Below are 20,533 nucleotides of genomic sequence, written 5' to 3' on the forward strand. Positions count from 1 at the left end.
CCATGGCCCACCTCGCTGACGACGCGGACATCGCACTGCTGGACGACCCGACTACCGCTCACCGAGTGCACGCGGCCGCCGAGTTCAGCGACGACCCCGAGACTCTGGACGCCCTCGCACGCAGCGGCGCGCCCACCAGCGTCCTCATGAAGATCGCGCACAACCCGGCGGCAGCCGAGCACACCCTCGAGCACCTCGTCGACGTCGACGAGCGCTGGCTGACCTACCCCGCCACCCGCCGCACGGACCTCTCGGCCGAGTTCATCGACCGGATCGCCCGCCGCCTCAGCGACCGCAACGCGATCTACCACGTCACCTCGGCCCCCGCCGCATCGGAGTCGACCCTCCGCTACCTGGCGTCGCATCCGAACGCGCCGCGCGGCGCCGTCGAACAGGTCGATGCTCGCCTCGGAGCACTCCCCGCATTCGCGGCGTAGGGCTCCTCCGGCAAAGGCGAAACCCCAGGGAGATCATCTCCCTGGGGTTTCGTGCATACCCTGTCATGGCCCCATCCGCCGACGACATTGGAAGCCTACCCGAAACGACCAATTCGAATACATCGATGCTGGTCACGGTGCGCAGAATGTCCCGCAAAAGAGCCTTCCCGCCCACTGGAGAGGGTGAGCGTCCACCCCTGCGGAAGGCCCTGCAATGCGTGCTCTGACCGAGGCTGTCCTCTCCCGAGACCTCTTGAATATCCGACACCATCTCCAGGAACTCGTCGAGTCTGGGGATCCGAGCATCAGGGGCAACGGCGGACCCTGCACCCTCGTCGTCGCCATGTGGGCAGGGATCATCGCCGTCGGGCCCCAGGCCACAGGAGACGCGATGCGAATCGCATCCTGCATGCTCGCCGACGCCACGCGGATCCGCCCGTTCGCCTGAACGGCCCGCGGCAGCGCCTGCCCGCCCACTGGGGAGCGCAGAGTGCCCAGGCAGGAGGACCACCATGGCCATCACGCACTACGAACTGCTCGGCGTCGCCCCCGACGCTTCTCGGTCTGAGATCACTGCGGCCTTCCGGGCGCAGATGAGAGCGCTGCACGGTGACGCCGGCGGCAATGATGAGCTCGCGAAGCAGGTGAGCTCAGCGTTCAATGTGCTGTCGAACGCGGAGCGGCGCGCGAAGTACGACCGCACCCTCTTCTACGAGCGGTCCTCCAGTGCGAGCGCCCCGACACCTCCGCCCTCATCGGAGCCGACTCGCGGCCGCCGGAAGGTCTTCCGCCCCGACCGCGACGTGCCGGACGTGTCGATGATGACCGCGGACCCCACCGCGTGGGGGTCCTGGTACACCGCACCAGACGACCAGGCACCGGCCCGGTCGCGCCTCCGACGGTCACCCCACATCGTGCGACGCGTGCTGCTCGCGCTCGGGTTCCTTGCGTGGGTGCTCGCGGGCGCCGCCGCGGCGCGAACGATCGGGCTCCCCCTCGCGCGGGTGGGGATCCTCGATGTCGTGCCGGCGCTGGCGGTCGGAGCCGGCATCCATCTCGTGTGGTCGGCGCTCGTGTTCTTCCGTGCGCTTCACTCGCGCTGGGGCGTCATCTCTACGCTCGTGCTCGCGGGCGCCGCGGCCGCGGTGATCTACCGGGACGCAGGCACACCGCTGCCGATGCTTGGGAGTCCGCTGTGCCTGGTCGCGAGCGCACTCACCACGCGGCTGTCCTTCGTGATCGCGCTGTCGCGGTCCGGGCGCACCGACGGGGACAAGATCATGCGCTCGTCGTTCATCACGCAGGCCGGCGCGACTTCTCTGGGTGAGCGACCGGCGGACATCGATCGGCTCCTGGGCGCGCTCGTCGGTGCGTTCGGCCAGCGCGAAGGCGTCCGTGTGATCCTCCTGCCGGACCGCGTGACCCCGCATCGTGACGCCTCCCCGGTGCGGTCTCAGGTGGCGGTAGTGATCGGGCGCACCCTGCACTTGGTGGCGATCCCCTCCATCGGCGCCGACGGTATGGAGATCGCGGGGTCAGACCTCATCGCGGACGGGAGCGTGTATCGGAACGTGGTGCGCGACGAGATGCGGGCGCTCGAGTCCCGGTTCGGACGGACGGGCAAGGTGCGGGGCTACGTGATCCCCACGCGCATGGTCTCCTCGCAGCCCCGTGCGGCGACGGTGGACGGGGTCACCTTCGGTTCACTCACGCAGGTCATCGACGAGATGGGCTCCGTGGCCGGCGCGCACCTCGACAAGCCGAACACCCTGTTCCGCAGCCAGGCGCTGCAGGCCATGGCGATCCTGCTGTGATCCAAGGGCGGCCAGGAACCATGGTGCCGGCAGCGAGCCGAGCGTCTATGTCGCTAGGTCTTCGTCCCTCATCGGAGGAAAGTAACCCAGCCGGCGCCGAATCCGCAGATCGGTGATCCAGTCTGGGTCGGGTTCGACGTTTGCGATCACCACGTCGGTGAAAATCATGGCGCACGTTGGGCCAATACGTACCCTTGAATCGCCCCGGGTTTGTTAGAGGCTCGCAAGTGCCGCTTCGGCGGTCGCCGGCACGGTCTGGTGGTGATGGTAGATGTCCTCGAACTCAACGGGCGGGATCATACTGATCTCGCCGTGGAGCCGTCGGTGGTTGAACCAGTCGATGTACTCCGCGGCCGCGATCTCGAGGTCGTCGATGCCCGTCCAGGGACCGTGGTTACGGGCCAGCTCGGCCTTGTAGAGCGAATTGAATGTCTCGGCCAGTGCGTTGTCGTAGGAGTCGTCTGTCGAGCCGACCGAGGCGACGGCGCCGGCTTCGGCGAGCCGCTGGGTGTAGCGGATGGCGACATATTGAACGCCTCTGTCGCTGTGGTGCTTGAGTCCAGTAGCGGCCTGGCCTGCGTGCTCGCGGGTCCCGATCCCCATCTCCAGCGCGTCGAGCGCGAGGTCGGTCCGCAGCGACTTCGACAGCTGCCACCCCACGACGCGGCGAGAGAACACATCGATGACGAACGCGGCATACGCCCACCCCGCGAACGTCCGGCAGTAGGTGATGTCCGCGACCCACAACTGGTTCGGAGCTGTCGCCGTGAAGTCCCGCGCGACCAGGTAAGGACGAGAATCCGGTCCGCGACCGGGGATCGTAGTGCGTGGCCCCTTCGCACGACTGATGCCACGCAACCCCGCGGAACGCATGAGCCTCTCGACCGTGCAACGCGCGATCTCGATCCCTTCCCGGCGTAGCTGGGCGTGCAGCTTCTTCGCCCCGTAGACGCCGAAGTTCGCCGAGTGGACTCGGCGGATCTCGACCAGCAGTTCCTCGTCGCGCAGTGCCCGCTTCGAGGGCGGGCGGGTCTTGAAGGCGTAGTACGTGCTCGGCGCGATCTGCGTGCCCGCCACGGTGAGCGTGCGACAGATCGGCTCGACGCCGAACTCGTGCTTGTGCCGGTCGATGAACTCCACGATCAGCGCGGTGGGCGGTCGAGCTCCGCTGCGAAAAAAGCCGAGGCCGACCGCAGGATCGCGTTGGCCCGGCGCAGCTCGCGCACTTCCTCCTCCAGTTCAGCGAGCCGCTCGGACTCACTGGTCGTGATCCCGGGTCGGTGCCCCTGGTCGATCTCGGCCTGCCGGACCCAGTTCCGCAACGTGTCGGGATGGATCCCGAGCTGCTCGCCCACGCGACGAAACGTTCCCAACCTCGTCGCTGGATCCAGTCGCGCTTCCACGGCCATCCTCGTGGCCCGCTCCCGAAGCTCGTCCGGGTACTTCCTCGGTGCTGCCACGCTCCTCATCCTCCCCTGGGATCAGAGCCTCCACCAGACCCGGGGCGATTCAAGCTGCCCGGAAGCCTTCAACCCCTCGACCAGGTCCCGGCCCCTGGGCTCGCCCGGCTCCTTCTCATCGGTCATGGTCATGATTCTTACCGTTCCTCTTGGTACGGCTTACACAGACCATCTGACACGCCCCTGCGCGCCCGGCCGGAGGCTCGACAGATCAACGCCAAGGCACCCTGCGGGCCAATCGTAAGCAAGGGTCAGAACATCCCGGCCAGGACTTCCTCATCCTCGCGGGATGCGGCAGAAACAGACTGACAATCGTAGCTATCTCCAACGGCGCCGACTGCCGCTTTCATCCCTGCAGTGCTCAGAGCGTCCGAATAGGCCAACGGGGCGCATTGACGGCCTCGGTCGCTGTGATAAACCAAGCCGCTACTGGAGGCCTCGGCGCGGGTGCTCGGCAGGGCGTGCGCGAGGGCCTGCAACGGCAATGCCTCGGTGTGCAGGCTGGCCGCGACGGTCCAGCCGACGATCCGCCGGGTGCAGACGTCCGTGATGAACGCGGTATGGCAGAACCCGTTGGGGATGCGAACGTAAGTGATGTCCGCGACCCAGAGCAGATTTGGCCCCTGCGCAGAGAAGTCCCGCTCGACGAGGTCGGGGCAATGATCGGGTGCTCCCGTTGTCGTGAGCGCTTTGCGGCCACGCCGAACCCCTTCCAGGCCAGCGACTTTCATCAGTCGAGCGGTCTGGTCTCGGCCCATTTCCCAGCCAGCTCGGCGCATGGCCTGGTGCACCTTGCGATACCCGTCGACGCCGTAGTTCTCAGCGTGGACTCTTCGGATCTCGCCGATCAGCATCTCGTCGCGGATGTCCCGGGCAGAGGCTGGGCGCTGCTTCGCGGCTCGGTAACCGCGAGAGGTGAGGAACCCGCAGTCTGTCGCGCTGAGCACGCGGCAGATGGCCTCGACCCCGAACTGATCACGATTCACGTCGATGAACCGGATCATTTCGTCGTGGGGCAGTCGCACCAGGACCCGACGCCGCGCGGCCGCGACCGCCCCGCAACTCTTTTGCATTCGCAACCATCGGAAACCGGCGGCATCGAGCGAAACCCATAGAATTCATTGACCAAAATCAAACCCAATCGTACAGCAGCATATTGCCATCAAAGATGCAACATCTATAGGCTCGTTCCCAGACACGCGCCGAACCGCCTACTTCAACGACCGCAAGTACTCGTTGTATGCGTCCAGCTCGACATCACCTTGCCTTGCAACCTGTCGATCTCGTACCCGATTTAGGCGCTCATCACTACGGGCCCAGGCAATCATGACGATCAGAAGCACCAGGAGCGAAGGTAGTTCTCCGTAAGCCCAGGAGATCCCGCCAGCCAAGTATTGGTCTTTCATCGTGTCCACGCCCCAGGCTTCTGGCGCCGAAGTGAATGCGCTCACTAGCGGGGCGGGTGCCATCATGACAAGAACCCCAAAAAACGCAAATAAACCGGCCTCAAAGAAAGCATCCAATACTCTGGAAAGATAGCTAGTGCGGGAAGGTAAGGGATCACCGGGGACAAGAGTCAGGTTGAATAAGATGCCACAAACCAGGAAAAGCAGTTCTAATACCAGATGCCCCGTTGTCGAGCTCAGGAATCGACTCGCCACGTTTGCCAAATAGAGACCATAAAAGAGAAACAAGAACAATGGCAACGTAAACAGGGGATGCGTAAGAAGTTTGCCAAACCGCGAACGGAGTCCAAATAATGCAATCCTGAGGATCGGTTGCCCCCACCAATTATGGGGTGTAGCACGCAAAAGCAATGTTCCGGGCTTTCCGAGCAAAAGAAGTGGCGGGATGGTGAGCATGAACGTCATCTGCTGGAACATAAACACCGAGAACATCGCATAGCCGTACCCTTCTACCGCAAGGCCGGTCATCCCAACAAGAATAAGCGTTCCGAGGAGAAACGCCGCGCCGCGCCAAGCCGCCCAACCCCTCCCGGAAAATATCATCGCGATCCAACCGGCGATGTACATCAATCCAATTGAAGCGGCAATGATTGGAATAACCGGCACGGTCGGTAACTCCAGACGAAAAAAGTTCGCCAAAGACGGCGGTTCCGTCGGGATCCATGCCGCGTGCCACACTCAATCTCACCATCCTTGTTTATGCGCTTGAACGAGAAACTCCTCGCCGAGAAGTCTACAGCACCACCGGTGTTCCGGCTAGAGCGTAGCTCCTGCAAGCGTTGGCGCCCACGAATATTACGTGGCAAAAGTGATCGGGTAATATTCCTAACGTATATCGGACTGACGAGCTGCGCCCGGAGGCCGCGGAGACCGTCGCCGCCCTGCATGCCTAGGGGATCCGCACCATCATGTTCACCGGCGACAACGCGCTCACCGCGAGGGCGATCGCCGCGGAGGCCGCCCACATCCGCCGCCTGGCCGAGCAGTCCCCGACCGCGATGATCGGCGACGGCATCAACGACGCCCCCGCTCTCGCCTCTGCTAACCGTCGGCATCGCGATGGGCGTCACCGGCACCGCCGCGGCGGTGGAATCCGCAGACGTCGCCTTCACCGGCACCGACTTGCGCCAGCTCCCCGCCGCCCTCGCCCACGCCCGCCGCGGGCAGTGGATTATGACCGGGAACATCGCCCTGACGCTCGCGATCATCGTGGTGCTCTTCCCGCTCGCCCTGCTCGGCGTGCTTGGCCTCGCCACCGTCGTGCTCGTCCACGGGGCGGCGAAGGTCGTCGTCATCGCCAACGGCATGCGCGCCACCCGCACCAAGCGCCTGGCGACGCAGGGAACGCCCAGCAACATTGGGCAGGATCAGCGCGGGACGACCCCCACCCGAGAGGCCGCCGCATGAGCCGTAGCACGAAACTCACCCTCGGACTGATCGCCGTCGCGGCGCTGATGCTTACGGGATTCCTCATCATCCCCGACACCGGACGCGATGCACCGGCTACCGAAGAGGCCTCGGACACCGCGAGCCCTCAGCTCCTGCGGGAGGACAGTCCCCGCCTTTCCGAGGGCAGCAGCGAGGTCGTGTTCGTGGAGTACCTCGACTTCGAGTGCGAGGCCTGCCTGTCGCTGTACCCGACCGTCGAGGAGCTCCGCGCCGAGTACGGCGACAAGGTCACCTTCGTGGTGCGCTACCTGCCCCTGCACGGCAACTCCACCGAAGCCGCCCAAGCCGCAGAAGCCGCAAAGGACCAAGGCGCATTCGAGGAGATGTACAAGGCCCTGTTCGACAACGCCACCGAATGGGGACACCAGCAGACCTCCCAGCGAGAGCTCTTCTTCTCCTACGCGGAGGAGATCGGCCTGGACATGGAACGCTTCGAGCAGGTCTACGACGACCCCTCCACCGCGGAGCGGATCGAGCAGAGCGCCGCGGATGCCCAGGCCCTCGGAGTCACCGGCACCCCCACCTTCTTCGTCGATGGGAAGCGCCTGGAACCGACCCGCGTCGAGGACCTCACCGATCCCCTCGATGCCGCCCTCGCGGGCTGAGCACATGCCCGAGGACACGTCCACGGTCGCCGCTCCGTCCCGCGGACCCGGCGCTCTCTTCACCGGCACCGGGGCGATCGGCCTGGTCATGGCCGTCGTCCTGCTGGTCGAGAAGATCGCACTGATCGAAGACCCCGCTTACGTCCCCTCCTGCAGCCTCGACCCGGTCCTCTCCTGCGGATCGGTGATGGAAACCCCGCAGGCCTCCGCGTTCGCCATCCCCAACCCGATCCTCGGCATCGCCGGCTTCTCCGCCGTCCTCACCCTCGGGCTCGCCATCCTCGCCGGAGCCCGCACGGCCCACTGGATGAGCGTGCTCATCCAGATCGGCGTCACCTTCGCCGTGCTGTTCGTGCACTGGCTGATCGGGCAGAGCCTGTACGAGATCGGGGCCCTGTGCCCCTACTGCATGATCGTGTGGGCAGTGACGATCCCCCTGTTCTGGTTCACCACCCTCCACCACCTGCGCCGCTGGACCCGGGACTCCGGCCCCGCGACTCACAGAGCAGTCACCCTGCTGCACGAGTTCCGCCTCCCGATGGTCGTCGCCTGGTACCTCGTGATCCTGACGCTCATCGCCGTGAGGTTCTGGGACTATTGGTCCGCCCTGCTCTGAGCGCCCGCAAACTCGCGACCAGCACATCCGCCCCTCGCCCCCCCCCCTGAAGGAAAGTGACTATGCGAGCCCGCTCCCGGCGACATCTCCTCCACGCGACCGGACTGGCTGCCGCCATCGGCCTGACCACAGCCTGCGGCAGCTCGGACAACCGCGACCGCTACGACTCCGAGAGCTCCGGATACGTCTCCGGGAACGGCGTCACCACGGAGATCGACCCCAGGACCGTACCGAGCCCCTCGAGTTCTCCGGGACCACCTATGACGGCGACGTGTTCGACGCGGTCGAGCAGCGCGGCTCCGTCCTCGTCGTGAACGTCTGGTACGCCTCCTGCCCGCCCTGCCGGATCGAGGCCCCGGACCTCCAGGCCATCCACGAAGAGTACGCCGACCAGGGGTCGCCATCATCGGCATCAACCTCCGCGACGCCGCGGGGCCCGCCAAGGCCTTCGAGGAGAACTACGGCATCACCTACCCCTCGATCCCTGACCGGCAGTCCGAGATCATGTATCAACTCCGTGGATTTGTCGCGCCCAATGCCGTCCCGACGACGCTGGTCCTGGATCACGAGGGACGGGTGTCCGGCCGGATCTCCGGAGCGATCGACCCCTCGATTCTGCTGGGGATGCTCGATGGCGTCCTCGAGGAGGCGATTTGATGAGCGGGGGAGGGCTGGCGGAGACCCTTCAGTCGATCGCTTTGTCCGGGTCGCTCGCACTGGCCATCGCCGTGGCGGCGATCGCGGGGCTGATCGCCTTCCTCTCGCCCTGCGTGCTGCCGATCGTGCCCGGCTACCTCGGCTACGTCTCCGGACTCGCAGGACAGTGCTCGGGAATACCTGCACCATCCCGCAAGCTTTCAGGCACAGACGAAAGCACGCAAAGTCGCAGAGCTCCCCAACAGACAACTGGACGAATGCTGGGAGGCAGTGCACTATTCGTCGCAGGATTCACGGCGGTATTCATGGCTCTCGGAGGATTCGCCGGCGCGATGGGCTATCTGCTGCAAGAACATGCCGTGTGGATCAATCGCGTCGCCGGCCTCATCGTCGTGTTCATGGGACTCATTTTCATGGGGCTTCTACCACGCCTCTCAGTAAACATCAGGGCTACGAAGTAGCGACCCGATGCTGGTCTCCTGGGAGCCCCGCTCCTCGGCTTCGTCTTCGGGCTGAGCTGGACGCCATGCATCGGCCCCACCTATGCCGCGATCATCGCGCTGTCCCTCGATCCGGGAGTCGACGGCTCCGGGGCGGCCCGTGGTGCCGTCCTCGCCCTCGCGTACTCCCTCGGGCTGGGCATCCCCTTTGTCATCAGCGCCCTCTTGCTTGACAAGGCCATCGGCGTCAGCAGGTCGCTTTCACGCCATCGACGACTCATTGGGATCCTCTCCGGGGTCCTGCTGATCGGTATCGGCCTGCTGCTGCTCACGGGGACGTGGGTCTCCTGGATGGACCAGCTCCAGGGCTCCATCGCCTCGTTCCAGCCCGCGGTATGAGCACCCCCGCGTCAGATTTCATGCGGGCCTGCCGCATCCTGCGATAACTCAGGATCCGGAAGAGTCCACGGCAGGTGTGACATGAGCCCCACCGAGTCACCGGAGTTGAGTAAAGAGAAGGTGCGGGACGTCGGCCAGACTTGGGTCCGGTTCAAGAACGAGTGAAGTCATCGAACAGGATCGCTCTTCACTGTTCCCGTCGCCTCGGCCCTTCGGTACGTTGCTCATACCGGTTACGAGGTACGAGAGTTTCTTCCTGATACTTGCGTTGCTTTTGCGTTGCCGCGACCCAATGCCCGACTCTCCCTGTACATTCCAGGGATATTCACGGAGAACATTCATGGCCACGAGCAATTCCCATCGCGCGCCCGGCCGCGCAGTCACCCCCCTTCGTCACAGCGGACGTGCCCTGCGCGGGACCGGCGGCGCAGCTGTCCTCGGCACCGTTCTGCTCGGCTCCGCCTTCGCCGGTGGCGCTGCCCAGGCAGCCCCTGCCGCCCCGGCGTCCACCCCTGCCGCCTCGCCGACCGCCGCGTCCCCGGCCCCGGCAGCCGCACTCCAGTCTTCGGAGAAGCTCCGCTGGGGCTCCCAGGGCTCCACGGTCGAGCAGCTCCAGTCCGCGCTGAATGACGAGGGCGCCGACCTCGCCGTGGACGGCAAGTTCGGCAAGCTCACCCACGGCGCCGTGAAGGACTACCAGCGCGCCAACGGGCTCCAGATCGACGGCGTCGTGGGCCCCGAGACCCGTGGCTCCCTCAATGGCGGCGCTTCCGTCGGCGGCTCTGGTACCTCGGTTCCGACCCGGGGTGCGTCCACCTCCTCCAGCAGTGGCGAGGCGATCGTCGATGCGGCACGCACCCAGATCGGTGCCTCCTACTCCTGGGGCTCTAGCAAGCCGGGCGTGAGCTTCGACTGCTCCGGTCTGACCCAGTACGCCTACAAGCAGGTCGGAATTGACCTCCCCCGCACCTCCGGCCAGCAGGTCGCCGCGGGCACCCAGGTTTCGAAGTCCGAGGCCCAGCCCGGCGACATCGTCGTGTGGCCCGGCCACATGGGCATCTACGCCGGCGGCGACAAGGTCGTCGATGCGGGCCGCTCCCCCGGCGCCGTCACCGAGCGCACCATCTGGGGCAACCCCACCTTCATCTCCTTCCGCTGAGCCCGGCGTCATCGATCGGCGTGCACCCCACTACGTGGTGGGGTGCACGCCGATCGTCATACGTAACACAGATTCCCGGCGAACGGGGGTTCTCATGTGTGGAGCGTCTTGCCGGCTTCGCGTTGCCGCACCGACGGGCTCTCCAGCTGAATCGTGGCGTGCTCGAACGCCACTGGGAGGTGGGTGCTGACGCAGACCTGGACCTCCTCCAGAATCCTGAGGGCATGCACCGATTCGAAGCATTCCTCACCGACCGCAACGTGCGCGGAGATGATAGGGAGGTTGCTTCCGATCGCAGAGGCGCTCAGGCCATGGACGTCTTCCACATGTTCGAGCGCGACGATGCGCTCCCGCACCTCATCGAGATCAACACCCTTCGGGGTGTAGTCCATGAGGATGCGCAACGTGTCGACCATGATGCGGACGGCCCTCGGAACGATCAGAGCAGCAATGAACAGCCCCATCAACGCATCCGCTTGCTGGAAGCCCGTCACCTGGATCACGATCGCGGCCGCGATCACGCCCAGAGACCCCAACGCATCATTGAGCACCTCCAGGAACCCGGCACTCATGTTGAGACTCGAGTCCCTGCCACCGGCGAGGATGAGGATCGCGATGATGTTCGCGACCAATCCGATCACGCCGAAGATCAGCAGCTGATCCGAGGGGACCTCCGGCGGCTCTGACAGCGCGAGATCCCCTCGACGGCTGTGTAGGTGCCGACCACGATGAGGAGCTTGGGCCTGCGCCAGCGCCGCCAGCACTTCTATCCGGGCGAAGCCCCCAGGTCCGGGTGCTGCTCGCGGGCCTGAGCATCATGGTCGCGGCGATCAGCGCGACGAGCAGCCCCGAGGCGTCTACCAGAGCGTGTGCCGTGTCCGTGAGCAGCGCAAGACTGCCGGTGACGGGGCTCCCCACCGCCTGCGCCAGCACGGTGACGGCAGTGATGGAGAGTGCGATCGCGAGCCGGGTGCGCGCGCCGCTGGACGCTCCGGAACCACGTGCATGGTCATGCCCCGCGCCCATCTGAGATCGACGTCCTCGAACTCGGCGTGGTCTTGGTGGTACTTCAGCAATAGCGAGGCCCCGGCCGCGGTGAGCAGCCTGTCCGCTGCTCCGAAGAGGTCGGCGAGTCTGCCCGGGTTGGTGAGGGAGAACCATGACGAACGACCCTCGATCCGCACGGTCACGACTCCGCAATCGCGTAGGCAGGACAGCTGCTGGCTGACCGTAGACTGCGCAAGGTGCATGTGCTCGACAAGGTCGCGCACCCGCTGCTCGCCTATCGAGAGGTGCTGGATGGGTCTGCCCCGAGTTTGGTTGGCACCTGAACTGTGAGGATCTTGTACTCGCTGGAAGGTTGTCCCCGTGGCAAAGCCCTATCCCAAGAAGTTCCGCGACGACGTCGTGGCCGTCGCCCGCAAGGGCCAGGCGTCGCTGGCGCAGATCGCGAAGGACTTCGGCATCTCCGAAGGCTCGCTGGCGAACTGGATGAAGCAGGCCGAAGTCGAGGACGGTCGCCGGCCCGGTCTGAGCGAGGCCGACAAGGCCGAGCTGCGAGAGCTGAAGAAGCGCAACCGGCTGCTGGCGCAGGAGAACGAGGTCCTGCGCAGGGCGGCGGCCTACCTGTCCCAGGCGAATCTGCCGGGAAAATAGGGCTCTTCAGAGGTGAGTGTGGGGCGAGGCGTCGAGTCCGCCGGTGATGAGGAGCATTCGGAGGCGGTAGTGCTCGTAGTTGCGGAACCCTCGGGCGATGCGGCGGCCGAGTTCGATGATCCCGTTGATCGCCTCGGTGCCACCGTTGCTCGCGCCGTCGGTGTCAAAGTAGGCCAGGAACGCTGTCTTCCAGTGGCGCAGAGTCTTCCCCCAGTCTCGCGATCTCGGGGATCGGGCATATCTGGGCAGGGTGGCGATCAACTGCTCGGCGAGCTGTCGGCCCTTCACGGGGGTCGGCTGATGGAAGACGTCGCGGAGGTCCTGAGCGCATTGGTAGGCGACCTCGACCGCGACATGATCGGGATGGGCAGCGAACGCGCTGTTCAGACGGGCCTGCTGGCGTGAGGTGAGGCGTTCGCGCCCGGGGCGGAGGATGTGGCGGATCCCGTAAAGAGGATCGCCCTTGCGTCCGCGATGACCGAAGGTCTCCTGCTGGATCCGGCGGCGCACATCATCCACGGCGGCCGTGCCGAGCTTGACGATGTGGAACGCATCGAGCACGCGGGTGGCGTCTTCGAGCTGGTCATCGATCGCGTTCTTGTAGCCCTGGAACGGGTCCAGCGTCGCGATCTCGACCCGCTTGCGGAACGCCTCGCCCCGTGCGTCCAGCCAGTCACGGTAGGCCTTGCCGGACCGTCCGGGGACAAGGTCGAGGAGCCTGGCAGTAGGGTGAGGGCCGCGGGTCAGGCCCACCATCCCGGTAAGTTCCTTCGGGCCACGCCGGCGCGGGTCTCGATGGTGCCAGATGTGCTCGTCCACGCCCAGGACCTGCACGCCCTCGAACCGGACCGGGTCGTTCGCGGCCCGGGCCAGGATGGGCTGGACCTGAGTCCAGAGCGTGTTCCAGGTCGTGCCGAGTTGCCGGGCCAGGCCCTGGATCTTCGCGCCCTCGCGGCGGAGCAGGCCAATCGCCCACCGAATCGCGCGAGTGCTCAGCAGGCCACGGGTGCGCAGACCTCGGGGGCTTGCTCGACGAAAGAGACCACCGTACAGACGTCCTCGAGGCAGATCCAGCGGCGCTTGCGCCATCGGATCCGCACCGGCCCGCCCGCCCAAGGCGCATCGATCATCTCGACCGTCACCAGTGGCGATGACCCCGCAACCAGGGCAGCCGGTCACCGGATCGCAGGACTCCACCTCGAGCATCAAACCCGCCTGGGGCTTCGTCACCGAGACCAGGTGGAGGCTGGGGAAGTCGAGGAGGAGATCGCATCGACCGCAGCGATCGAGCGCGTCAGGGCATACGCAACTATGGTTGGGCATCGTCGAGGTCCTTGGTGCGAGCAGGGGGTAAGAGTCCGCTCATCATCGAGGACCTCGAAGCCTACGCCCAGCTACCCCGCACCACCGGCGCGCTCACACTCACCTCTGAAGAGCCACCAATCGCGCGGCAGTCCCGGCTGAAGTACGCGTTGACCACCCGCGGCAACAGGGTAGGTGCGACATCGAGCTCGTGCTGGATGCTCGGCAGGGCGATGTTCACGATCGAGTCGTCGAGCACCACCATCAACTGGGCCGAGGCGATCACCAGCGGCGGCAGCAGGCCCCGCCGGTCGGAATCGTGGACGTCATCGATCTTCCTCGATCGCGCGGCGGTGGGCCGTGCGGAACGCTCATGTTCAGGCTCGCCGTTCGCGGCGCGCACCGTCATGCCATCCGCGGTGGGGGCATGCTCCCCGTATATCCGTCGGGAGCACCCCGGCACCCGGGGCGTTCTGTCCCTCTCGCGATGCGACTCCGTTGAGGGAATACCTGGAGGGGGTATACTCTTGTATCGAGCACATACCCCTCCAGGGTATGTCCGACGGAAGGAAGAACGATGGCAGTCAGCGAATACCAGGTGACCGGGATGACCTGCGGGCATTGCGAGATGTCGGTGCGCGAGGAAGTCGGCGAGATCGCCGGTGTCACGGGCATCGACGTCAGCGCCCAGACCGGCAAGCTCGTCGTCACCGCCTCCGACGAGGTCGATGACGCGAAGGTCCTCGCCGCGGTCGAGGAGGCCGGCTACCAGGCGGAGCGGGCCTGATGAGAGTCCCTGTCCGTCTCGCGATCTACGGCGCGGGCCTGGTGGCGACGTTCGGCGGATCCTACGGGCTGGCCGGCGTCATCGTCCCCGACAGCGTCGTGCAGTCGTGGACGCAGCAGAGTCAGATGAACGAGCACAGCGAAGGAGAAGGCGTGAGCAACGACGACAGCACACACACTGACGGCGGCATGGACGGCCACGACCACCCGGCCGACGGCGGCGCACCGCCGGCAGGCATCCAGGAAGCGGCGGATCCCACGTACCCGGTCGGGACGACCGTGCGGCTGAGCGCGGACCACATGCCGGGTATGGACGGCGCGGAGGCGACGATCTCCGGCGCGTTCACCACGACCACCTACTCGGTTAGCTACACGCCCACCGATGGCGGCCAGCCCGTGGCCGATCACAAATGGGTCGTCCACGAGGAGCTCGAGAGCCCCGGCGAGGCACCGCTGGCCGACGGCACCGAGGTCGTGCTGGAAGCCGAGCACATGACCGGGATGCAGGGAGCGACGGCGACGATCGACCACTCCACCCAGGAGACCGTCTACATGGTCGACATCCCCGGCGGCGAGATGCCGATGACGAACCACAAGTGGGTCGTCGAGAGCGAAGTCCACCCCGCCGGCTGACCAGGCCGCGGACGGATCACGACAGGAAGGGGCGGGCAGTGAGCACGCACACGCAGCCGGTGGCGGACGCCGGCATCGAGCTGGAGATCGGCGGGATGACCTGCGCGTCCTGCGCGAACCGGATCGAGAAGAAGCTCAATAGGCTCGACGGGGTCGCAGCGGCGGTCAACTACGCCACCGAGAAGGCGAAGGTAACCGTCCCCGACGGCTACGACCCGGCGCTGCTGATCAGCGAGGTCGAGAAGACCGGCTACACCGCGGGGCTGCCGACGCCGAAGCAGACGGACCCTGCGTCCACTGCCGAGGTGGACGATGCGGTCGATCCCGAACTGACCTCGCTCAGGCACCGGCTGATCGGGTCGATCGTGCTCACCGTGCCGGTGATCGCGATGGCGATGATCCCCGCCCTGCAGTTCACCTACTGGCAGTGGGCCTCCCTGGCCCTGGCCGCGCCGGTGATCGTGTGGGCGGCCTGGCCGTTCCACAAGGCGGCATGGACGAATCTCCGCCACGGTGCCGCGACGATGGACACGCTCATCTCGATGGGCACCATGGCGGCGTTCCTGTGGTCGCTCTACGCCCTCTTCCTCGGCACTGCCGGCGTGCCGGGCATGACGCACGCCTTCGAGTTCACTATCGCCCCGTCGAACGGTGCGGCGAACATCTACCTCGAGGTCGGTGCAGGGGTGACGATGTTCATCCTCGCCGGCCGCTACTTCGAGAAGCGCTCCAAGCGGCAGGCCGGAGCGGCGCTTCGCGCCCTGCTCGAGCTCGGCGCGAAGGAGGTCTCGGTGCTCCGCGACGGCGTCGAGGTGAAGATCCCGACCTCCCAGCTGGCCGTCGGGGATCAGTTCGTCGTCCGTCCCGGGGAGAAGATCGCCACCGACGGCACCGTCGTCTCCGGCACCTCCGCAGTGGACGCTTCGATGCTCACCGGTGAGTCCGTGCCCGTCGAGGTCGCAGAAGGCGACCAGGTCACCGGGGCGACAGTCAACGCCGGCGGACGCCTCGTCGTACGCGCCACTCGGGTCGGCTCGGATACGCAGCTGGCGCAGATGGCCAAGCTCGTCGAGGACGCCCAGACGGGCAAGGCCGAGGTCCAGCGACTGGCCGACCGGATCTCCGGGGTGTTCGTGCCCATCGTGATCGTCATCGCCGTGATCGCCCTCGGGGCATGGCTCGGGGCAGGGTTCCCCGTCGCCGCTGCCTTCACCGCAGCCGTGTCCGTGCTCGTCATCGCCTGCCCCTGCGCCCTCGGGCTCGCCACGCCGACCGCGCTGTTGGTCGGCACCGGCCGCGGCGCGCAGATGGGCGTGCTCATCAAGGGCCCCGAGGTGCTCGAGTCCACCCGCAAGGTCGACACCGTGGTGCTGGACAAGACCGGCACCGTCACCGCCGGGAAGATGACCCTCATCGACGCGATCACCGAGCCCGGCGTCGACCGCGCCGAACTGCTCCGCTTGGCCGGGGCTCTCGAGAACGCCTCCGAGCATCCCATCGCGCAGGCCATCGCCACGGGCGCGGCCGACGAGGTCGGCACCCTGCCCCCACTCGAAGACTTCGCCAACGTCGAGGGCAAGGGCGTACAGGGCATCGTCGAGGGCACCTCCGTGGTCGTTGGGCGCGAGTCGCTGCTGGCCGACTGGTCGCAGAAGCTCTCTACTGAGGTCGCCGAGGCCAAGGTGGCTGCTGAGAACGAGGGTAAGACCGTCGTCGCGGTCGGCTGGGACGGAAAGGCCCGCGGCGTCCTCGTCGTCGCCGACACGGTCAAGCCCACCAGTGCCGAAGCGATCCGTGGGCTCAAGGAGCTCGGTCTCACCCCGGTGCTGCTGACCGGCGACAACGACGCCGTCGCACGACAGATCGCCGCCGAGGTCGGCATCGACGAGGTCATCGCCGAGGTCCTGCCCAAGGACAAGGTCGACGTCGTCGCCCGACTGCAGGGCGAGGGCAAGGTTGTGGCGATGGTCGGCGACGGTGTCAACGACGCCCCCGCCCTGGCCCAGGCCGATCTCGGCCTGGCGATGGGCACCGGCACCGACGTGGCGATCGAAGCCAGCGACATCACGCTCGTCCGCGGCGACCTGCGGGCCGCCGTCGACGCGATCCGCCTGTCCCGGAAGACCCTGTCGACGATCAAGACGAACCTGTTCTGGGCCTTCGCCTACAACGTCGCGGCCATCCCGGTCGCAGCGCTGGGCATGCTCAACCCCATGCTCGCCGGCGCGGCGATGGCGTTCTCGTCCGTGTTCGTCGTCGGCAACAGCCTCCGCCTGCGCGGGTTCCGCAGCGTCGTCAAGCAGTGACCAACGGCCGCACGCACAACTGATCCCCTCAAGACCGAAAGGCACCACCATCATGACGAACGACATCGAGGCCACTGCCGGCTGCTGCAGCACCACCGACGCAGAAGCTCCGCACAACGACCGCGAGAACCTCCTCGCCGACGCCGGCTGCTGCGGCGGCGCTACCGGGCAGGCGCTCGACCCGGAGGCCTCCGACGAGCATCAGCACGGCTACATCAGCGACAAGCAGGCCTATCTGCGCCGGCTGAGCCGCATCGAGGGCCAGGCGCGCGGCATCTCGAAGATGATCGACGAGGAGAAGTACTGCATCGACATCCTCACTCAGGTCAGCGCGCTGACCCGAGCGCTCCAGGGCGTCGCCACCGGCCTCCTCGACGACCACCTCAAGCACTGCGTCCTCGACGCCGCCCGGCTCGGTGACGATGAAGCGGCCTTCGAGAAGATCCAAGAGGCCAGCGACGCCATCACTCGCCTCGTCCGCTCCTGAACCTCGTCTCCCGCAGGGGATTTGGACGGACCAGCGCATGAGGGGAAGACCCGCCGCGCCTCGCTTCACCCCACTCACGCCAGAGATCGCTGTCGGCGTGCCCCGGTAGCCCCTCGGAGAAGGTGATTGAGCACCATGACACTGTGGGCGATATGGCCGCCTCGCCGGCCGTGCTCAGGGGGTACGTAGAGTCCACCCGGGCAATGTGCCGCGCGAAGCTTGACAGGAGGACCAGCGACCTGGTCGCGAGAGCGGACCAGGCCCGGCGCGGCTGCGGCATGCGCCTTGGCTCCGAAGCGGCAGGCACGCTCTGCCCGCTCGAGGAAGGGATCCTGTTTGCCCATGAGGGGGCATCAGACCCGGCGACGCCGGCGTCATAGGGCTCAGGGTCCAGCTCTGTCTCGTCTCAGCATCGGTGGCCGACAGGCAGGTCGACGCGCTCCGCGCGTTCGGATACAGCAGCCGGGCGGTAGCCGACGTCGTGGGAGCGCTCCTGTTCAACATCATCACCGGAGCGTTCCACCTCGCCCCGGCCCCATCCCACCCGGCTGCGCACCGGCCCCAGAGCTGCCCCGTTCTCGGGGCCTGCGCGCGTGTCCTTCGCCGGTAGAGCCTCGGCCCGCATCGGGCGCAATTGCCAACATCGTCATATTGCGCTAGCATCGTCGATTGACGATGATTCATGCGGGGTTCCGCGGCCGACGAACCGCGGGGGAAATGGAGAACCAGCAGACATGGGCGCAGGACACGACCACGGCCACTCGGCCGGCGAGGTGGGGCATCCCGGCGACTTCCGCAAGAAGCTCTGGGCCGCTTTCGCGATGACCGCGACGATCGTCGTCGCGCAGGCCATCGGCTCATTCGTCACCGGCAGCCTCGCGCTGCTGACCGACACTGCGCACGCAATCGCCGATGCTTCGGGGCTGCTCGTTGCCCTGATCGCCGCGACCCTCATGCTCAGACCGGCGAGTTCGAAGCGTACCTGGGGGTTCCGGAGAATCGAGGTGATCGCCGCGCTCGGCCAGTCAGTGCTTCTCCTCGTGGTCGGCACTTATGCCGCCGTCGAGGGTGTCCGCCGCCTGTTCGAGCCTCCTGAAGTTCCTGCGACCGAGCTCCTGGTCTTCGGAGTCGTAGGACTCTTGGCGAACATCGTGGCGATCGTCATCCTGTCCTCCAGCCGCGGGGCGAACTTCAATATGCGCGCCGCCTTCCTGGAAGTTCTGAACGACGCCCTCGGTTCGCTCGGGGTCATCGTTGCCGCGATCGTCATCGCCACCACCGGCTTCCAGCAGGCCGATGCCGTGGCCGGCCTGTTCATCGCGGCCCTTATCGTTCCCCGCGCGCTCAAGCTCATGCGCGAGACGGTGGGCGTGCTCATGGAGTTCACCCCCAAGGGCCTGGACCTCGACGAGGTCCGCGAGCACATCCTCGCCCTCGACCACGTCAAGGACGTCCACGACCTGCACGCCTCCACCGTGGCCACCGGCCTTCCCACGCTGACCGGGCACGTGGTGGTCGACGACGAGTGCTTCACCGACGGCCACGCGGCCGAGACCCTCCACGCAGTCAAGGGCTGCGTGGCCGAGCATTTCGAAGTGTCCGTCCACCACTCCACGTTCCAGGTCGAGACCGAGCACATCGCCGAGCACGAGCCCGAGTCGGTCAAGCACGGCTGAGCATGCTGCGGGCTGAGCCGAACGATGAGCGAGAAGGAGTATCATCGCCATATGGGGATGAAGAGTGTGAACGCGGAGCCGGCGACCTGGGCCGACGAGGTCTCGGAGATGACGGTCGTGGCCTGCCTCTTCCACAGCTTCAGCGATCCCTCGCGCCTGGTGATCCTCCAGCACCTCCGGCTCGGCGAGCACCGCGTGGTCGACCTCACCGAGCACCTCGGCCTGTCCCAGAGCACTGTCTCCAAGCATCTGTCCAGCCTCAAGGAGACCGGCCTCGTCGTCTCCCGCCCCGAGGGCCGCGCTTCCGTCTATTCGCTGCAGCACCCCGAGGCGCTCGTCGAATTCTTCGCCGCGGCCGAGAAGTTCCTCGCCCTCACCGGTGACGGCGTGACGCTGTGCTCTCTGCACGACCACGGGGCGTCTGGACAGATGGCCGGCTGAACCGGCGTTCGTCCCGAGTCGCGCGACTTCTCGGACGCCGCTTTTCCATCGAGCCGCATCCTCGCCGCGCCGCAGGAAGTCAACTGCGCGCTGGACGGCAGCGACCGTGACACTCTCCACCCAGCCACCTACCTGCCGATCGACGACGTCCCGCAGCCGTCTGCCTCGCCTGTTCCGCGCAGGAGACCCCTTCGCAGCCTCGTGCTTTCGCCAAGCCTGGGCAGGGCTACTTCGAGAGGCGCATCGAAGCGGGAACGCCGCCGCTGATGCTGTCGGAGGATGACAGCCCGGAGTGGTCGCGGCGCGACGATCAGGTTGCCGCCAGCCAATAGGTCAGCAATTGATGTATGGTCAGTGCATGCTGACTATTGCTTCACGTGTGGACGTCATGAATCGGCTCGGCCGCGCCATGACCGATGCCACCCGCTCCCGCATCCTTCTGTCCCTGCTCGAGGAGCCGGGCTACCCGGCCAGACTCGCTCGCGATTTGGAGCTGACGCGCACCAACGTGTCCAACCATCTGTCGTGCCTGCGCGGCTGCGGCATCGTCGTCGCCGAACCAGAGGGCCGACAGACGCGTTATGAGATCGCCGACCCGCACATCGCCGCGGCGCTCACCGCGCTGGTCGACGTCACGCTGGCCGTCGACGAGAGCGTCCCCTGCATGGACCCGCAGTGCCCTGTGCCGGGATGCTGCGCTGCCTCCGAGGAGGAGGGACTGTGAGCGACGAGTGCTGCGGCGTC

At 66.4% G+C, this 20,533-nt stretch carries 18 protein-coding genes, 5 pseudogenes and 1 other annotated feature; of the genes and pseudogenes, 15 read left to right on the plus strand and 8 right to left on the minus strand.

Going from position 1 to position 20,533, the window contains the following annotated elements:
- The first annotated feature begins 2 nt into the window (after positions 1 to 2).
- On the plus strand, positions 3 to 437 hold the full coding sequence (locus MHY49_RS00590; protein ID WP_239201688.1) for a hypothetical protein: 435 nt from the start codon (positions 3 to 5) through the stop codon (positions 435 to 437).
- Between the two features lie 512 nt (positions 438 to 949).
- Positions 950 to 2,251: a J domain-containing protein gene (locus MHY49_RS00595; protein WP_239201690.1), complete on the plus strand. Its 1,302-nt coding sequence runs from the start codon at positions 950 to 952 to the stop codon at positions 2,249 to 2,251.
- 213 nt (positions 2,252 to 2,464) lie between these two features.
- Here MHY49_RS00595 and MHY49_RS00600 read toward each other — a convergent pair.
- The 3 genes from MHY49_RS00600 to MHY49_RS00610 form a co-directional block, all read right to left on the minus strand.
- Positions 2,465 to 3,720, minus strand: a protein-coding gene (locus MHY49_RS00600; protein ID WP_239201692.1) for an IS3 family transposase whose coding sequence is annotated in 2 segments (ribosomal slippage) — positions 2,465 to 3,426 and positions 3,426 to 3,720 — 1,257 coding nt in all. Because the reading frame shifts where the segments join, the coding sequence is not laid out codon by codon here.
- Positions 3,305 to 3,433, minus strand: a sequence feature (AL1L pseudoknot). It overlaps the preceding gene by 129 nt.
- A gap of 242 nt (positions 3,721 to 3,962) precedes the next feature.
- Positions 3,963 to 4,784 (minus strand): IS3 family transposase, encoded by an 822-nt coding sequence (locus tag MHY49_RS00605; RefSeq protein ID WP_255719116.1) that lies wholly within the window; start codon positions 4,782 to 4,784, stop codon positions 3,963 to 3,965.
- 138 nt (positions 4,785 to 4,922) lie between these two features.
- Complete coding sequence (locus MHY49_RS00610; protein WP_239201696.1) at positions 4,923 to 5,855, minus strand: cytochrome c oxidase assembly protein; 933 nt, start codon at positions 5,853 to 5,855, stop codon at positions 4,923 to 4,925.
- 164 nt (positions 5,856 to 6,019) lie between these two features.
- Here MHY49_RS00610 and MHY49_RS00615 point away from each other — a divergent pair.
- The 5 genes and pseudogenes from MHY49_RS00615 to MHY49_RS00640 all read left to right on the plus strand — a co-directional run.
- Positions 6,020 to 6,584, plus strand: a pseudogene (locus MHY49_RS00615) (HAD-IC family P-type ATPase); the annotation flags it as partial.
- Entirely contained in the window at positions 6,581 to 7,231 is a 651-nt protein-coding gene (locus MHY49_RS00620; RefSeq protein WP_239201698.1) for a thioredoxin domain-containing protein, read from the plus strand. The pseudogene MHY49_RS00615 and the gene MHY49_RS00620, both read left to right, overlap by 4 nt.
- Positions 7,232 to 7,235: 4 nt before the next feature.
- Positions 7,236 to 7,847: a vitamin K epoxide reductase family protein gene (locus MHY49_RS00625; RefSeq protein WP_239201700.1), complete on the plus strand. Its 612-nt coding sequence runs from the start codon at positions 7,236 to 7,238 to the stop codon at positions 7,845 to 7,847.
- Between the two features lie 656 nt (positions 7,848 to 8,503).
- Positions 8,504 to 9,343: pseudogene (locus tag MHY49_RS00635) on the plus strand (cytochrome c biogenesis CcdA family protein).
- Between the two features lie 340 nt (positions 9,344 to 9,683).
- Positions 9,684 to 10,502: a C40 family peptidase gene (locus MHY49_RS00640; protein WP_239201702.1), complete on the plus strand. Its 819-nt coding sequence runs from the start codon at positions 9,684 to 9,686 to the stop codon at positions 10,500 to 10,502.
- A 92-nt stretch (positions 10,503 to 10,594) separates the two neighbouring features.
- On the opposite strand, the gene MHY49_RS00645 is transcribed toward MHY49_RS00640, so the two are convergent.
- From MHY49_RS00645 to MHY49_RS18950, 3 genes and pseudogenes are all read right to left on the minus strand, one after another.
- Positions 10,595 to 11,266, minus strand: coding sequence for a cation diffusion facilitator family transporter (locus tag MHY49_RS00645; RefSeq protein ID WP_283257957.1), 672 nt, complete (start codon positions 11,264 to 11,266; stop codon positions 10,595 to 10,597).
- A gap of 73 nt (positions 11,267 to 11,339) precedes the next feature.
- A pseudogene (locus tag MHY49_RS19230) lies at positions 11,340 to 11,663 on the minus strand (hypothetical protein); the annotation flags it as partial.
- Positions 11,664 to 11,698: 35 nt separating this feature from the next.
- Positions 11,699 to 11,803, minus strand: a pseudogene (locus tag MHY49_RS18950) (ArsR family transcriptional regulator); the annotation flags it as partial.
- Positions 11,804 to 11,870: 67 nt separating this feature from the next.
- Here MHY49_RS18950 and MHY49_RS00655 point away from each other — a divergent pair.
- A pseudogene (locus MHY49_RS00655) lies at positions 11,871 to 12,137 on the plus strand (transposase); the annotation flags it as partial.
- A gap of 27 nt (positions 12,138 to 12,164) precedes the next feature.
- On the opposite strand, the gene MHY49_RS00660 reads toward MHY49_RS00655, so the two are convergent.
- Together MHY49_RS00660 and MHY49_RS00665 are read right to left on the minus strand one after the other, a co-directional pair.
- A complete protein-coding gene (locus MHY49_RS00660) occupies positions 12,165 to 13,481 on the minus strand; it encodes an ISL3 family transposase (RefSeq protein WP_239201705.1) in 1,317 nt (438 codons plus the stop codon).
- Positions 13,482 to 13,542: 61 nt separating this feature from the next.
- Positions 13,543 to 13,869 (minus strand): hypothetical protein, encoded by a 327-nt coding sequence (locus tag MHY49_RS00665; protein WP_239201708.1) that lies wholly within the window; start codon positions 13,867 to 13,869, stop codon positions 13,543 to 13,545.
- Between the two features lie 168 nt (positions 13,870 to 14,037).
- Between MHY49_RS00665 and MHY49_RS00670 the strand changes: the two genes are divergently transcribed.
- From MHY49_RS00670 to MHY49_RS00700, 7 genes are all read left to right on the plus strand, one after another.
- Positions 14,038 to 14,247 carry a heavy-metal-associated domain-containing protein gene (locus MHY49_RS00670; RefSeq protein ID WP_239201710.1) on the plus strand — a complete coding sequence of 70 codons (210 nt, stop codon included), beginning with the start codon at positions 14,038 to 14,040 and terminating at the stop codon, positions 14,245 to 14,247.
- On the plus strand, positions 14,247 to 14,879 hold the full coding sequence (locus MHY49_RS00675) for a YdhK family protein (RefSeq protein WP_239201712.1): 633 nt from the start codon (positions 14,247 to 14,249) through the stop codon (positions 14,877 to 14,879). Before MHY49_RS00670 ends, MHY49_RS00675 begins: the two co-directional genes overlap by 1 nt.
- A gap of 38 nt (positions 14,880 to 14,917) precedes the next feature.
- Positions 14,918 to 17,185, plus strand: coding sequence for a heavy metal translocating P-type ATPase (locus tag MHY49_RS00680; protein ID WP_346731768.1), 2,268 nt, complete (start codon positions 14,918 to 14,920; stop codon positions 17,183 to 17,185).
- 214 nt (positions 17,186 to 17,399) lie between these two features.
- Positions 17,400 to 17,672, plus strand: a complete 273-nt coding sequence (locus MHY49_RS00685) for a metal-sensitive transcriptional regulator (RefSeq protein ID WP_239201775.1) — start codon at positions 17,400 to 17,402, stop codon at positions 17,670 to 17,672.
- Positions 17,673 to 18,406: 734 nt separating this feature from the next.
- Complete coding sequence (locus tag MHY49_RS00690) at positions 18,407 to 19,348, plus strand: cation diffusion facilitator family transporter (RefSeq protein ID WP_239201717.1); 942 nt, start codon at positions 18,407 to 18,409, stop codon at positions 19,346 to 19,348.
- A 57-nt stretch (positions 19,349 to 19,405) separates the two neighbouring features.
- Positions 19,406 to 19,789, plus strand: a complete 384-nt coding sequence (locus MHY49_RS00695; protein ID WP_370645925.1) for an ArsR/SmtB family transcription factor — start codon at positions 19,406 to 19,408, stop codon at positions 19,787 to 19,789.
- 358 nt (positions 19,790 to 20,147) lie between these two features.
- On the plus strand, positions 20,148 to 20,513 hold the full coding sequence (locus MHY49_RS00700) for a helix-turn-helix transcriptional regulator (protein WP_239201785.1): 366 nt from the start codon (positions 20,148 to 20,150) through the stop codon (positions 20,511 to 20,513).
- Positions 20,514 to 20,533 lie beyond the last annotated feature (20 nt).

Source organism: Brachybacterium sp. ACRRE, assembly GCF_022346485.1.
GTDB lineage: Bacteria > Actinomycetota > Actinomycetes > Actinomycetales > Dermabacteraceae > Brachybacterium > Brachybacterium halotolerans.

Excerpts from the sequence above, each read along its gene's own strand:
- MHY49_RS00590 (WP_239201688.1), top strand. The coding sequence starts at position 3 with ATGGCCCACCTCGCTGACGACGCGGACATCGCACTGCTGGACGACCCG.
- MHY49_RS00595 (WP_239201690.1), top strand. The coding sequence starts at position 950 with ATGGCCATCACGCACTACGAACTGCTCGGCGTCGCCCCCGACGCTTCT.
- MHY49_RS00605 (WP_255719116.1), bottom strand. The coding sequence starts at position 4,784 with ATGCAAAAGAGTTGCGGGGCGGTCGCGGCCGCGCGGCGTCGGGTCCTG.
- MHY49_RS00620 (WP_239201698.1), top strand. The coding sequence starts at position 6,581 with ATGAGCCGTAGCACGAAACTCACCCTCGGACTGATCGCCGTCGCGGCG.
- MHY49_RS00625 (WP_239201700.1), top strand. The coding sequence starts at position 7,236 with ATGCCCGAGGACACGTCCACGGTCGCCGCTCCGTCCCGCGGACCCGGC.
- MHY49_RS00640 (WP_239201702.1), top strand. The coding sequence starts at position 9,684 with ATGGCCACGAGCAATTCCCATCGCGCGCCCGGCCGCGCAGTCACCCCC.
- MHY49_RS00660 (WP_239201705.1), bottom strand. The coding sequence starts at position 13,481 with ATGCCCAACCATAGTTGCGTATGCCCTGACGCGCTCGATCGCTGCGGT.
- MHY49_RS00665 (WP_239201708.1), bottom strand. The coding sequence starts at position 13,869 with ATGACGGTGCGCGCCGCGAACGGCGAGCCTGAACATGAGCGTTCCGCA.
- MHY49_RS00670 (WP_239201710.1), top strand. The coding sequence starts at position 14,038 with ATGGCAGTCAGCGAATACCAGGTGACCGGGATGACCTGCGGGCATTGC.
- MHY49_RS00675 (WP_239201712.1), top strand. The coding sequence starts at position 14,247 with ATGAGAGTCCCTGTCCGTCTCGCGATCTACGGCGCGGGCCTGGTGGCG.
- MHY49_RS00690 (WP_239201717.1), top strand. The coding sequence starts at position 18,407 with ATGGGCGCAGGACACGACCACGGCCACTCGGCCGGCGAGGTGGGGCAT.
- MHY49_RS00695 (WP_370645925.1), top strand. The coding sequence starts at position 19,406 with ATGAAGAGTGTGAACGCGGAGCCGGCGACCTGGGCCGACGAGGTCTCG.
- MHY49_RS00700 (WP_239201785.1), top strand. The coding sequence starts at position 20,148 with ATGCTGACTATTGCTTCACGTGTGGACGTCATGAATCGGCTCGGCCGC.